The organism is Candidatus Poribacteria bacterium, from assembly GCA_026702755.1.
Lineage (GTDB): Bacteria > Poribacteria > WGA-4E > WGA-4E > WGA-3G > WGA-3G.
The window spans coordinates 21,313-35,133 of record JAPPBX010000094.1; the positions used below are offsets into that span (position 1 = coordinate 21,313).

Below are 13,821 nucleotides of genomic sequence, written 5' to 3' on the forward strand. Positions count from 1 at the left end.
GCCTTTGCTGTATTACTTATCTTTTGCAGGTAAGCTTTTGATGATTTTATCCCAATCCCACACGAGAATTGTGCCGTCCTGTCCAGTGCTGACGAGTGTTGTTCCATCCGGTGAAAAGGCTAAGGTTTCTACTGCTAAGGTATGTCCATTGAGGGTCGTAATTTTTTCACCTGTTGTCATATCGAATAATTCGATTCTGCCGTCTCTAAGTCCGGCGATGAGAACAGTGTCATCGGGTGAAAACGCTAACGATCTGACACGTGGTACATCTTTAATGTGAGGCTGGTTACGGCTACCCAATAAACGGATTTTTTGTTGACTCCCGACGGCGAGTAATGCCCCATTTGAGGAGAACGCCAACGCTGTAATCTGATCTTCATATCTCACGGTAAAATTGAAAGGTCCTTGCTTATCATCCACCTCCTGTCCGGCGAGGAACGGAGCTAGCTCAACACCCGTTTCCGGATCCCACATCTGAACCTTTCCGCCCATGGTTCCACCGACAAGTTTTTTCCCATCTGGTGAGAAAATCAAAACCGTGACTTGATTTGACAATTGAGCCATTATATGCCGATGGGCCATCGCGTCATCATTGTTTTGTTCTAAGAGTGCGATAGTAAGCACATCGCTCGTTTCCGTATGCCATACATAAATTTTATCCAAACCGTGGAAGGCTACCGTTTTTCCGTCAGGCGAAAAAGTCATACCTACTTCTTGATTAATTCTGCCGCCAACTGGCTTTGTCAGGGTGGCTAATTCACGTCCTGTACGCACATCAGTCAAACGGATCAGGCGATCCGGCTCCCACGTGGGGGCGATCTTACTGTGACCTATGTTGAGAAATGTGGCGGATTTTGCACCGGCACTAACGAGTTTCGTGCCATCCGGTGAAAACACTGAAGTCATTAAGAAATCCCAAGGTTCTATCGTTTGGACCCCGGTTTTTTGTGATGTCTTCAGGTCCCAAAATGTAATTACGCCGTTAAAGGCAACGCTTGCGAGCGCGGAATTATCTCTAAAGAAGGACACTGCTTTCACCCACTCCGTATGTTCCATAATATTGAGGGGTAGCAATTCTCCTGTTTCTGTATTCCAGAACCGAATTGTGCCGTCCATACTTCCACTTGCGAGGGTACGTCCGTCTGGTGAAAATGTGAGTGCTACAATATTGTTGGTATGCGTAGTGAGTGTTGTGAGGTGTGCCCCAGTCGCAGTATCCCATAATTGCACAGTCTTATCGAAGCTCCCGCTTGCGAGCATTTTTCCATCCGGTGAGAATGCTAAAGTGTTTGTCCAGCCCGTGTGTTTTCGGAGGATAACCAATTCATCGTTGGTGAAAGTATCCCATAATCGCACCGTTTTATCCTTACCTCCACTGGCGAGTTTTGTTCCATCCGGTGAAAACGCTAAAGCTAACACAGAGTTGGGGGTCCCGTCTATAAACTGCACCTGATTTTCCTCTGGTAGAATCCCCTCATTTGCTTCAAATTGTAACCTTTCCTGAATCCGTCCTGCATGACCGCTGAGAGTTGATAACTTTTTGCCGGTCCTTGTGTTTCCGAGTTCGATGTTCCCATCCTGTCTACCAACTGCAAATTTATCCCTTGTGATAGCGTTAGATTGAGGCGAGTTTGTCCGGTTTACTGTTTCATTAATCTTCTTCACATTCCTCTCACCTGTTTCAACATCTAAACTGACAATGGTATCTTTCCAGTTACCCAAACTGACAACTGTTTTGCCATCTTTAGAAAAGTGCAATGCTGCGGCAGAGGGAAGCTTCTCAATGTGCGACATTTTCTGACCGGTGGCTATCTCCCACAGTTGAAGTCCGGGGCGGCCCCCACTTGCAAGGAATCGTCCATCGGGCGAAAAAGCGAGGAATCGGCACACACCAGGGAACATGGAAATCTCTTTACCTGTTTGAGCATCGTAAATCCATATACCGATGTTACTGCCGACTGCGAGTTTCGTGCCGTCTGGCGAGAACTGAAGCGCATTGATGCCACCCTTTCCGAGCCGCGCTTTCGCCTCTTTGGGGAGTGCCCATTGTGAGTAGTCTTTGCTGATTTCGTCTGTTTGTGCTTCTGCAACCAATGCTGAGACATCATCGGATTGCTGTTCACGGTTTTTGTTGTGCTTGTTTGATATATCAGGGTTTTTGAGTTGTGTGCGGGCATCGGTTTTGACCGCGAGTTTCAACACAAGTTGTGCCTCAATGATGTCAATCTTCATCTCTGAAGAGGCGTTGAAATTATAGGGTTGCTGGAAATGGATTGCGTATCGGTGGGTTCCAATACCGAGCATTAGCAAAACGACTGCTATTGTAGAAGCTGAGATTGCCCACGGGAGGAACGGTTTACTGCTGGTCGGCGCAATCGGTTTGATGCGGGAAACTTCACGCATGATGTTCTCGGTGAGGTTGGGTGTGATTTGGAAGTTTTCTAAAGCCTCTCTGATTATAGGCTCTTCCTTTTTTAGACGCTGCTGTGCGCGACGGAGACGACTCTTAATCGTATTTGCGGAGACACCTAAAAACGCGCCAATCTCTGGACACGACATCTCACCGAAGTAGTGCAGTGTGAGGACCGTACGTTCGCTCTCTTGGAGTTTCGCAAGCAATTTTTTAACGACATCTCGCTGTGCTTCTGCGGTTGTGCGTTCATTTTCCTCGGTGACATATCTGGAATACGCTGCTTGTTGTAACTGCTCGTTGTCTATCTCTTCCAATTGCTCCAGTGGCTCCGTTTTCAATTGCTTTTTACGGAGCCAAGATCTACAGCGATTTGCGGCAATCACATAAAGCCAACTCACGAAACGTTGAGGTCTCTTCAGTGTTGCGAGTCTCTTGTATGCTTTCAGGAATGTATCCTGTGTAATTTCCTCAGCAATGTGGAAGTCTCCAATTTTCCGCCACGCGAGGGCGTGAACCTGCTTTTGGTATTTTCCCACGAGTGTGGCAAAGGCGTTATCATCGCCTTCAAGGACGCGTTGGATGAGTTCAGCATCGTTGTTTTTCATGAGTCGTCTCCTCAAAAAGGTCATTTCGTCATTGTGCCTTTATATATGGTGACGCTGTTTAGAGGCGGCGCGGGTGCATAATTCTGAAAAAAACTGAAGTTTCATTTTTTTACTGCTGGTTGCTGAAGGCTATTAGGTTATGGACACACAAACTTTCCGAGAATTTTCCGAACAGATGCCCCTGTAGCGGAAGGTAGATTTCCAGCTTGTCCGTGGAGCGACTCGTTCGCCAGAATTGCAAACGCTATTGCTTCCTTCGCATCCGCTGAGATACCTGAGTTATCTACGGGTTCAACCGATGTATTCACTAACACTTCGCTAAGTCGTTGCATGATTGTCTGGTTGTGGACACCACCGCCGCTTACATAGAGTGTGTCTATTGGGTTCTGTCCTGTTCCAAATCGCTTGATATAGTCAGCAATCGTTTGGACTGTCAATTCCGTCAACGTTGCAATACAGTCGTTCTCCACAAGTTCGTATTTACGGCAAGCCTCCAGACATTCCATTGCGAAGGTGTTTCCGAAGGTCTCACGTCCAGTGGTTTTTGGGGGAAGGAGGTGGAAAAACGGGTGTTTTAGCCATTCGTTGATGAGTGGTTGATAAGGAGTCCCTTGTGCGGCACGCTGTCCTGCCTTGTCATAACGTTCTCTTCCGTCGGTTATCTCGTTCACAACCGCATCGATACACATGTTCCCCGGTCCTGTGTCTGCAGCGGAAACTGAATCGAACGATCCGTTGGCTGGGAGTACTGTGAGATTTGCAATCCCTCCGATGTTCAGCAGTCCTACTGTTTTAACGCTGTCGCGGAACAGCAGATAGTCCGGATACGATACTAACGGCGCACCCTGTCCGCCCGCTGCCATGTCTGCCACCCGAAAGTCGGCGATGGTGGGAATACCGGTTTCGTGTGCGATGACCGCAGGTTCGCCAATCTGCAGTGTCGATGGATTTTTAATTTTCCTTGCGGTTCGGTGAGGTGGGATTGTGTTTGGATCGTCAGGCAGGTGGTGAATCGTTTGACCGTGTGAACCTATGAGATGGATGTCGCTGGCGCGCATTCCGCTTTTTTGTAGAATGTGTTTGACAGCCTCCGCGAAAAGGTGTCCAATGTAAAAATTCATCTCACAAATATCGTCAACGCGGCTTGTATCGGGTTGGCAGAGGGCGAGGATTCGTCGTGGCACATCGGGTGGAAAAGGAAAAGTCTCAAAAGCAATTAAGTTTACTTCCGTCTCCAAACTGTGTCCGGTGATTTCAACGATGGCGGCATCAATGCCGTCAACAGAAGTGCCAGACATCAAACCGATAACGTACTTTTTGTCTTTTTTCAGGAGTTCATAAAATTCTATCATTTTTGTACCATTTCTATTTTGATGGTTATCATAAATAGTTGCCTGCAAACTGGAAAGTTTGCGCTACATTTGTTCTAAGCGTAAGCGTGATACTGTGTTGTATTTTCACACCATCTCTGAAGTTCTTCAGCCCACCGTGCCTGAATCTTATCGAATGACTCTCCATCTAACAAGGCATTTCGGAGCCAGCTGTTCCCTGCTAACCTATCAAAGTGCGTAGGGCGGAACGCAAATTGACCTCTGTATTCAGTGACTAAAGTGGATAACATGTGAATGGCTGTTTCTACCGGACGAAAACGTTCTCTATCGGTAATGTGAATCGCAACACCGTGACATGTCTGTTTCATAAACTTCGTATTTTCGGCGGCTGGTGCAGGTGTAAAAACAACAGGGCGGAACAGTACACCCGGTAGACTTAATGCATTTAGAGTGTCAGGCCACCTTTCCCCGTTGCACCAAGGCGCGCCGATATATTCAAAGGGCTTCGTCGTTCCGCGTCCCTCACTCATGTTTGTTCCTTCAAACAGGCACAAACCCGGATAGAGCGTTGCTGTTGTGAGCGTTGGCATATTGGGCGATGGTGGTACCCACGGCAAACCGGTCTCATCGTACCACATTCCGCGTCGGTATTTGTCCATCCATGCGACTTTTAATCGGCACGATGGCACGCGTTCCGCCTTCAGAAGCATCGCCAATTCACCGATTGTCAGTCCGTAACGAATCGGGATTTTATGGATACCGACGAACGATTCAAAACCGCTTTTCAACAGGGGTCCCTCTACAGCAGTACCCGTGATTGGATTGGGACGATCGGCAACAATGAACTCAATTCCGCAGTCATTCGCCGCTTCCATCGCATACAACAAGGTCGAAATATAGGTATAATAACGCGCACCAACATCCTGCATATCGTAGACGAGTAGATCAATGCCTTCAAGTTGGTCCGCTGTTGGACGCATTGATTGTCCGTATAGACTGAAAACCGGTACGTTTATATTTCCATTAGGCGTGTCAACGCTATTGATGGCGATACCGTCTTGGACAGCACCCCAGAGTCCGTGCTCTGGCGAAAAAATAGCGGAGAGTTGGCACTCCGAAATTTCTGAGAAAAGTCGGTAATTGCTCTGTAAGTTGTCGTCAACGCCTGTATGATTCGTAATCAGTCCAATTGATTTCCCTCGAATCCAGTCGAGTTCCTTTGTGAGCAGGACTGTCACGCCTAATTCCGTTTTTTGCGAGTTTGTTGTGGAAGACATAAGAGGTCTGGTGTTATGAAGGTTTTATATGACGTTGGGAAATTGAACGCTGCTGTTAGGTGAATAGAATATCATGAAACATCTTCCGAAATTCAATAATACCGCGCCGATCAGCATCGGGATGCACTCGATTCGTTAAGAGGATCGCCGCCAGTTTTCTTTTTAGACATATCCGTATTGAAGTGCCGGTGAACCCTGTATGGTAGAGGCACCCATCGTCTGCCACAGCCCAGCCGATGCAGCGGCGTTCGCCTTCTGCTGAGGCGACTTGTTGCATCTTTCGGAAACTCTCCGGACGTAATAGTTCACCTCCGTTGTTCATTAACGTCCTACAAAATTTGCCCAGGTCTCTTGACGTAGAGAAGAGTCCTGCATTACCGGAGATGCCGCCGAGGAAGTGTGCGTTTTCATCGTGAACCTGTCCGATGATGACTCCTTCACGCCAGTCATAGCGTTCATAGTTTACCATACGGCGTTCAAAGCTGTTAGAATCCTCGGTGGCTGCGCAGTACTCACGCCACGCTTGTGGTGGATTGAACCGCGTCCATTCCATACCGAGTGGCGCGAATATCCGTTCTTTCGCCAATTCATCTAACGATTGTCCGGTTACGCTTTCAAGGAGTGCCCCTAACACGATATACCCCAAGCAACTATATACGGCTTTCTCGCCCGGTTGAGATTCCAACGGTATCCCTCCAAGGTAGGAGATTACATCCTCGCGTGATGGTGCGCGTAGATAGACAGGTAGCCATGCGGGGAGTCCTGAGGTGTGCGTTAGCAGATGGTGAAGCGTTACATCTGTTTGTCTGAAATCCGGTAAATACTTCTCCGCAGGTGTGTTGAGACAAATTTTATTCTTCTCAACTAACTGCATGCACAGCGTTCCGACGACAATGGGTTTCGTCAGCGATGCTAAATCGAAGAGCGTCGTCTGGAACATGGGGAGCCGTTTCGGTTTTACAGATCGAGACCCGAACGCTTCATGATAGAGCACCTTTTTATCCGTAAGAACATAGGCGACGGCACCCGGAAACACCTTTTCCGTGATACTGTTCTCCATGAGGGTTGAAATTGTGTTTTTTAGCAATTGGATTTTCCTGCGTCAATCCAGTTTCTTATTAAGAGAAGCGTCTCTTGGACAATTAAATTGTTATAGGAACGGAAGGAGACATAAACCCGCTTTTTGTTTGACGGGTGGGCTACTTGTATGATACACTATCTGTTATATTTTTGTCAGTATTTTTCATCAATATATACCGAAATTCGGAGAATATACCATGCAATCATCCGTAAAAGAACTTCAAGAGATAATAACAACCGAGAAGCCTTGGGGTGGCTTCATACAGTATGTGCTCAACCAACCTGTCACTGTCAAAATTTTAGAAATTCGAGCAGGTGAGCAGGTGAGTTATCAGTATCACCACCACCGGAGTGAACTGTGGATTCCACTGGATGAGGGTGCCTGCTTAAAACTTGATGGTGCGATTCAGCGTCCAGAACGCATGGAACCTGTGTTTATTCCACGGGGGGCAAAACATCAACTCATCGGCGAATCTAAAGATTACCGGATACTCGAAATTTCGTTTGGGCAGTTTGATGAAGAGGATATCGTTCGCCTTTCAGACAAGTATGGAAGAGCTTAAGAAAAGGGAGATTTTTGTTGGACAGAGAACTGCGTTTTTCGGTTGATGATGGGGTGGACCTGTTTCCGCAAGCGGTGCAGGAGAAGGTTGATGCCGTTCTGCAGAAGGTTCAACTCTTGTTCCAGGAAGAAACATCAGCATCGCTCGCTGAGTTGGAAGGTGAACTGCGGGCGTGGACCCGGAGTCATTTCCAAGCCGAGGATATTGCTCAAGTTTCGGCGTTAGCTGCGCGTGCTCGTGAAGATTTCTCGGTGCTTCTCATCATCGGTGTCGGTGGGTCCGACCTAAGTGCTCGCGTCTTCCACGATTCTTTCAACCATCCGTATCATAACTTGCTGTCGGTTGAAGAACGCGGCGGTGCTCCCGAAGTCTATTTCACAGGCGATACCTTTGATTCACGCAAGCTTGTCGGCTTACTTGAGATGCTGAAATCGCGGAAACTTCTTCATAAGACGCTCTTCAATGTCATTAGCAAATCCGGCACGACGACCGAAACCATGGCGACGCTGATGATTATCCGTGATGCGCTTGATGATGTCAATTGGCAGCAACGCGTCCTCGCTACTACCGGATTGACCTCCGACAGTGTCCTGTTCCGAATGCATGAACAATCTCCTTTCTATGGTGGAACGCTACTTCCTGTTCCGGATGGTGTCGGTGGACGATTCTCTGCCTTCTCCTCGGTTGGTTTATTCTTTCTCGCTATGACGGCAGGAAAAGGCGAAACCCCGGAGACTCGAATCCGAGCTGCAATAGGAGGTGTACAGCAGGCACATGACAACTTCGACCTTCCTTGTGAACATCAGGCTAACATCGCCTATCAATTGGCACGATGGATTCATCTCGCTGAAGAAGTTGACAGAAAAGGGAATATTGTTTTTTACAACTACGCCGACAATAGTTCCCTCGGTGAATGGTTTGTTCAACTTTACACAGAATCTATTCAGGAGCGCGGCGGCGGTGCAAATGTCATAAACGCGAAGGGACCGACGAGTAATCACTCAATCCTCAACGGTATCATTGCCGGTCCCAGGGACAAGGTTATCCTATTTATCCATTGGGAGGAACTTGGTCCCGATTTGGTCCTCCCCATAGATGCTGGAATGGACAGCAACTTGATCGAGCTTGAAGGGCTATCCATGACGCAGATGCAAACTGCCTCCTATCGTGGGACTGCCTTGGATTTTAGTGAGAACGGCGTGTCCAATGCAACGCTAACTTTACCGAAACGTGATATCCGGTCTGTCTGTCAATTGATGCGTATCTTGATGGACACCATTGCCGTGAAAGGCAGGCTCCAAGGGTTGCATCTTGACAACGATAGTGGAAATGAGTTAACATACCTACAGGAGGGTGTTGAAGGCTATAAACGGAATTTTCGATCTTTTGCTTTGACCCCAAATGTGGACAACGAGTAGGTGATTGAGATGTAATCCCTTCTTGTGTATGCGTTTCCAGAATTTAAAAGCGTAAATACTTTGCAGGCTGTACCAAAATGAGGAATAAACTCTCTGCCTTAAAGTTTCATGATAAAATATTTATCGCTTACGGCTTCGTCTTCCTTGTGATGTTTGGCGTTGTCTTTGGCAGCACCAGTTTCCTAACTCGGCTCGCCTTTAAAAGAGAGGTTGATGCTTATATTGAGAAGCTTGAAGCCCAGATTTCAAACGATTATCAGGGTTTTCTTAACGAAATTCAGAAGCAGGTTCACGCGATAGCCTCGGACGTGAGGTTACACGACATTATAGAAAGGGGGGTGGAGTCGTCGTACCTTTATCTATCGGGACAGCAGTTTGATCTTTTAGAGTATGGTACTGCAGATGGAAAGCTGCTGTATCCGGACACGAGAGTGGGGAGAAGGACGGAGGTGTACACCTCCTCGGAAGACCAGGAAAGACATATACAACTCAGGCGTATTCCTGGGCAGAGCGATTTAGGACTACAGTATGTGGTTCAAGTAACAGAAGCGGGTGAGTGGGGATTTGTAAGAGGCGGCTACCTCCTACAGGACTGGTTGGAGAAGAAAGAAACGAGCATCATCCAGTCAGATGAGCATCCAATCTTTCTTGTTGGGAAACCGCAAATGTCAGACGCAGCGTCCTTCAACATCGAATCGAATGCGACACCAACGGATTGGCTTCCATTGAACAATGCCTCGCGATATGCCCGCCGCTCATTTCAGTCGCTTCCGAGTTCACAGGGACAAGGAAAAATTTCCTTACAAGGGACAGAAGAAACAGATGGGCGCTCTTTTACGGCTTTTCGGATAACCCCGTTCAACTCACCTTTCGCAACGACGCGTGAAATGCCGCCTGTTGAGTTGTTCGTCGCGTATTCACATGAGCGTCAGATGAAATGGCAGCAGCAACTTACGCTCACACTGCTTTTGAGCGGTATTGGTGGGTTGGTGTTGGTTTATCTGATTAGTTATATCATCAGTCGTCGGATTACGCGTCCTATTGCTGTTCTCCGTGAAGGAGTTGGGCACATTGCTGCAGGTGATCTCGATCATCGCGTTAAGATCCAATCACGAAATGAGGTGGGTCAGCTCGCCGAAGGGTTCAACCAGATGGCGCGAGACTTGAAGCAGGGTCTGGAGGAGCGTATGGCAGCGGAGCGTGCGGCAACATGGCGGGATGTCGCGCGACAGGTGGCACACGAAATCAAAAATCCGCTCTTTCCAATTCGGCTTTCCGTTGAAAATTTACAGCAAGCGAAATCAAACCCTGAAGTTTTTGAGCAAATATTTAGTGAATGTACGAACACCGTTATTGAAGAGGTGGATCGGATTGGAAAGTTAATAGATGAATTCCATCAATTCGCGCGGATGCCGAAGCCACAGAAAAAGCTGAGCCAACTGAATAACATTGTGAGATATGTGTTGGCGTTATACACCGGTAGGCAGATACCAGATCTGAAGCAGGAAGCTGATGTTGCAATGGCAATTTCGGAGGACGGAAACCCGGAACTACTGGATTCTTCTGAGAAGTCTTGGCTTGAAAATATCTCCAAGATTAAGGTTGAAACCGAGTTGGATACACTTCCGAAACTCTTTATTGACCCGGAACAGGTCGCGCGGGCACTCGGAAATCTGCTAAAGAATGCGATTGAAGCCATGCCGGAGGGTGGAATGCTTAACGTCAAAACCTCTTTTACGCTGAGCACATCGCAAGAAGATTCAAACGGGAGACCGAGGGAACTGGAGGACAGCGAAAACGTGAGAGACGAAGAGAATGTAGACATAGATGTTCCTGGCACCGTTACGGTTGAAATTGAAGATACTGGCTGCGGCATGTCCAACGAAACTATGGCTAATATCTTTGTGCCTTATTACACCACAAAATCAGAAGTGAATGGGACGGGTCTCGGTATGCCGATTGTCGGAAGAATTGTTGCAGAGCACGGTGCCAAAATAGATTTTCAGAGTGAACAGGGTGTAGGGACAACGGTTCGCGTCCATTTTCCGTGCAACCAAGGTGTTGATTCCGAAGAATTAGCCTCGGAAATTGAGGAATTGATGCCGCTTCAAAGTTTCGTTCCGGAACTGGAGACGATAGATCAGAGGACAGACGCAGAAAATTAAAACTATCTGTTTTTTAAACACTTTGCCTTAGGACAAAAGAGATGGAAACTATTCTGATTGTAGATGACGAAAAAAATATACTCAAGATGTTGTCGCAAGGACTCAAGATGCGAGGGTATCAAGCCCTAACGGCTGCAAATGGTGAGGAAGCATTGCAACAGTGTACGAAGTCCGATGTGGATCTTGTGTTATTGGATATCCGTATGGAAGATGGAATGGATGGTGTTCAGACGCTTGTAAAACTTCGTGAACGTCATCCAGAGTTAAACGTTGTGATGATGTCCGCACAACAGGATATCGAGATTGCTGTTAAGACAATGGAACTCGGTGCGAAACGGTATATCACAAAACCGACTACTATCGATAAGATCCTCTCCAACGTTCAGCCGTTTTTGGAAATATCGCGGTTATCGCAAGAAAATGAGATCCTAAAGTCGCAGATTGCACCGACCGATGAGATGGTGGGTGAGAGTGCTGTTATTTCGCACCTTCGCTCACAAATTGAACGGGTTGCGGGAAGCAAACTCGGTGTCTTAGTTTCTGGTGAGAATGGGACTGGCAAACAACTGGTTGCCAATGCCGTTCATCGGCAGAGCAGGCGTGGCACGAAAACCTTTATTCCACTCAATTGTGCCGCCTTACCCGATGAACTCATAGAGAGTGAACTCTTTGGACATGAACGCGGGGCGTTCACTGGTGCGGATTCTCGAAGACAGGGTCGTTTTGAACTTGCGGACGGTGGTACCATCTTTCTCGATGAGATTGGGGATATGAGTTTAAAGGCGCAAGCGAAGGTCCTCCGCGTCATTGAAACTGGTGAAGTCGAGCGTCTCGGTGGCAATCAGATTCGGACGGTAGATGTACGCATTATCGCAGCAACAAACAAGCATCTTCCCGAAGAAATTGAAAAGGGACGATTCCGACGGGATCTTTTCTATCGACTCAATGTTGTGCCGATTACGGTGCCGCCGCTTCGGGAACGGATGGAAGATGTTCCGCTGTTAGTCCAATACTTTGCTGAGCGTTTACAATTGAATATGGCATCTACCCCAAAAGTTATTGACCCAGGTGCTTACGCTGTGTTTCAAGGTTACAGTTGGCCCGGGAACATCAGGGAGTTGAAAAACATCGTTGAACGGCTCCTGATTATGGTAAACCGAGACGTTGTGATGGCACCCGATGTCGTCGAAGCGTTATCGCTGGTTTCTCAACCTTCTTTATCAAACAACGCTTCGGGGGTCGTTCTGGATCCGAGTGTCTTACAGTCCACTTTGGGTACATCGCTCTATAAACCGGGGACAGCACTGAGTCAGATGATGGATTCTGCGGAGGCGGAGTGCATCCTTGCAGCACTGGAAGAAAATAAGTGGAATATCCGGCGGACGGCAGAAGCGTTAGAGGTTGAACGCAGCAACTTGTACAAAAAAATGAACAAGTATGGTATTTCTCGTCCGAGTTCTGGCAATTAAAGAGGTGTGTAACCTCGGACTATCGTCCCTTACGGAGTATTTGGACTGACAATGCTACGGAAAAACATCAACGAAAACGGTGGGATGACTTGGCTTCAGCTGCTTATCCTTATTGTCATAGTAGTCGTGATTGGTGTACTCACTTTTCCACCTTGGTTGGAATATCGTAAAGTGGGTACGGCGGATGTAGATGTGGAAACGATTGCCGTTGCTATCAAGAAATACCACAGGCACACGGGCGAGTATCCAACACGTTTAAACGCGCTGATAGCGGATCCGGGCGTTGAGGGATGGCGTGGCAGTTATCTGGAGTCTATCCCTGAGACACCCTGGGGCGGGAACTATGTCCTTCACCAGGACACCTATAAAGTAGGGATTGCGGAAAGTCACCCGCGCGTTCCCGAAAAATATCGAATCGGTGGTGTTGCAGAAATTAGCAGAGTCTACCATGCCGACGCGCACCTCGGTGAGAAGTATTGGTGGTAATTAGTTGTCGGCTATCGGCTTTCAGCCGTCGGCTGTCAGTTAAAAGATACGCTGTGGTAGGTATAACAAAGGCAACTGCCACAAGAAGTTAACTGACTGCTGATTGCTGATGGCTAATTTGTAGAAAACATTGCTGACAACTGGAGACTAACAACGATAAAAAATATGTGGGTGTTTATTTTTTTCTTCGGTTTAGCAATTGGCAGTTTTCTCAATGTCTGTATCTATCGTATTCCACGCGCGGATATCTCAATCCACTCACCACGTCGTTCCTTTTGCCCTGAATGTGGTAATCCCATAAACGTTTACGACAATATTCCTGTTTTGAGTTATCTGCTTTTGCGGGGAAAATGTCGGCAGTGTCGCGCAAAAATTTCAGTGCTATACCCGTTGGTTGAACTTGCAACGGCAGGGCTGTTCCTTGGGATGTACTATCGTTTCGGGTTGACCCTCGAATTTCTGCTCGCGCTCGTTTTCGTTGCGGTCCTGGTACCAATTTTCGTAATTGATGCCCAGTTCTATATTATTCCGACTGTTCTTGTCTGGACAGGACTAATTCTCTGTTTAGGTATTGTCGGCACAATCGCGTATCAACGCGCTGATATTTGGTACCTGCTCACGCGGATCATTGGTGCCGTTGCTGGTCGTATAGTATTTTGGTTGATTGCTGTAATTGGAAGAAAAATCTATCGCAAGACAGCAATGGGTGGTGGCGACGTTGAACTGATGACTCTCAACGGATTGGTCCTCGGTGCATGGCCCGAACTGGCGATGGTGATAGGCTTTTCTTCTCTGAGTGGTGCAATTATTGGTAGCGTGCTTATTGTTTTTAAAAAGAAGAAAGGTCTTCAAAGTGAGATCCCTTATGGTCCTTTCCTCATTGGTGCTGCTGTGCTTGTGCTTTTATGGGGAGATGGGCTTTGGCATCAGTACTTGCAGTTTGTTGGGTGGAATTAATTGAGGGTGTTTCATAAATCATTAATATTCTATCGAAAGACAGTTTTAATGTGTGTG

At 47.4% G+C, this 13,821-nt stretch carries 10 protein-coding genes; 6 read left to right on the forward strand and 4 right to left on the reverse strand.

Annotated elements, in window-relative coordinates; translation table 11 throughout:
- Positions 1-12 precede the first annotated feature (12 nt).
- The 4 genes from OXH39_18485 to OXH39_18500 form a co-directional block, all read right to left on the reverse strand.
- Positions 13-3,018: a sigma-70 family RNA polymerase sigma factor gene (locus tag OXH39_18485; GenBank protein MCY3552454.1), complete on the reverse strand. Its 3,006-nt coding sequence runs from the start codon at positions 3,016-3,018 to the stop codon at positions 13-15.
- Positions 3,019-3,155: 137 nt separating this feature from the next.
- Complete coding sequence (locus tag OXH39_18490) at positions 3,156-4,370, reverse strand: anhydro-N-acetylmuramic acid kinase (protein ID MCY3552455.1); 1,215 nt, start codon at positions 4,368-4,370, stop codon at positions 3,156-3,158.
- 74 nt (positions 4,371-4,444) lie between these two features.
- Positions 4,445-5,626 carry a DUF1343 domain-containing protein gene (locus OXH39_18495; GenBank protein MCY3552456.1) on the reverse strand — a complete coding sequence of 394 codons (1,182 nt, stop codon included), beginning with the start codon at positions 5,624-5,626 and terminating at the stop codon, positions 4,445-4,447.
- A gap of 55 nt (positions 5,627-5,681) precedes the next feature.
- Positions 5,682-6,713, reverse strand: coding sequence for a serine hydrolase (locus tag OXH39_18500; GenBank protein MCY3552457.1), 1,032 nt, complete (start codon positions 6,711-6,713; stop codon positions 5,682-5,684).
- 190 nt (positions 6,714-6,903) lie between these two features.
- Here OXH39_18500 and OXH39_18505 point away from each other — a divergent pair, with 190 nt between their 5' ends.
- The 6 genes from OXH39_18505 to OXH39_18530 all read left to right on the forward strand — a co-directional run bounded on the left by OXH39_18505 (position 6,904) and on the right by OXH39_18530 (position 13,764).
- Complete coding sequence (locus OXH39_18505; GenBank protein MCY3552458.1) at positions 6,904-7,269, forward strand: mannose-6-phosphate isomerase; 366 nt, start codon at positions 6,904-6,906, stop codon at positions 7,267-7,269.
- A 17-nt stretch (positions 7,270-7,286) separates the two neighbouring features.
- The gene (locus OXH39_18510) at positions 7,287-8,687 is read left to right on the forward strand and encodes a hypothetical protein (protein MCY3552459.1); all 1,401 of its coding nucleotides are present in this window, start codon (positions 7,287-7,289) and stop codon (positions 8,685-8,687) included.
- Between the two features lie 77 nt (positions 8,688-8,764).
- Entirely contained in the window at positions 8,765-10,852 is a 2,088-nt protein-coding gene (locus OXH39_18515; GenBank protein ID MCY3552460.1) for an ATP-binding protein, read from the forward strand.
- Positions 10,853-10,893: 41 nt separating this feature from the next.
- Positions 10,894-12,321, forward strand: a complete 1,428-nt coding sequence (locus OXH39_18520; GenBank protein ID MCY3552461.1) for a sigma-54 dependent transcriptional regulator — start codon at positions 10,894-10,896, stop codon at positions 12,319-12,321.
- Between the two features lie 51 nt (positions 12,322-12,372).
- On the forward strand, positions 12,373-12,807 hold the full coding sequence (locus tag OXH39_18525) for a type II secretion system protein GspG (GenBank protein ID MCY3552462.1): 435 nt from the start codon (positions 12,373-12,375) through the stop codon (positions 12,805-12,807).
- A gap of 165 nt (positions 12,808-12,972) precedes the next feature.
- Positions 12,973-13,764, forward strand: coding sequence for a prepilin peptidase (locus OXH39_18530; protein ID MCY3552463.1), 792 nt, complete (start codon positions 12,973-12,975; stop codon positions 13,762-13,764).
- Positions 13,765-13,821: the final 57 nt, after the last annotated feature.

What these genes read in the sequence shown, in the direction of transcription:
- OXH39_18485 (MCY3552454.1), bottom strand. Translation starts at nt 3,018, where the DNA reads ATGAAAAACAACGATGCTGAACTCATCCAACGCGTCCTTGAAGGCGAT.
- OXH39_18490 (MCY3552455.1), bottom strand. Translation starts at nt 4,370, where the DNA reads ATGATAGAATTTTATGAACTCCTGAAAAAAGACAAAAAGTACGTTATC.
- OXH39_18495 (MCY3552456.1), bottom strand. Translation starts at nt 5,626, where the DNA reads ATGTCTTCCACAACAAACTCGCAAAAAACGGAATTAGGCGTGACAGTC.
- OXH39_18505 (MCY3552458.1), top strand. Translation starts at nt 6,904, where the DNA reads ATGCAATCATCCGTAAAAGAACTTCAAGAGATAATAACAACCGAGAAG.
- OXH39_18515 (MCY3552460.1), top strand. Translation starts at nt 8,765, where the DNA reads ATGAGGAATAAACTCTCTGCCTTAAAGTTTCATGATAAAATATTTATC.
- OXH39_18520 (MCY3552461.1), top strand. Translation starts at nt 10,894, where the DNA reads ATGGAAACTATTCTGATTGTAGATGACGAAAAAAATATACTCAAGATG.
- OXH39_18525 (MCY3552462.1), top strand. Translation starts at nt 12,373, where the DNA reads ATGCTACGGAAAAACATCAACGAAAACGGTGGGATGACTTGGCTTCAG.
- OXH39_18530 (MCY3552463.1), top strand. Translation starts at nt 12,973, where the DNA reads ATGTGGGTGTTTATTTTTTTCTTCGGTTTAGCAATTGGCAGTTTTCTC.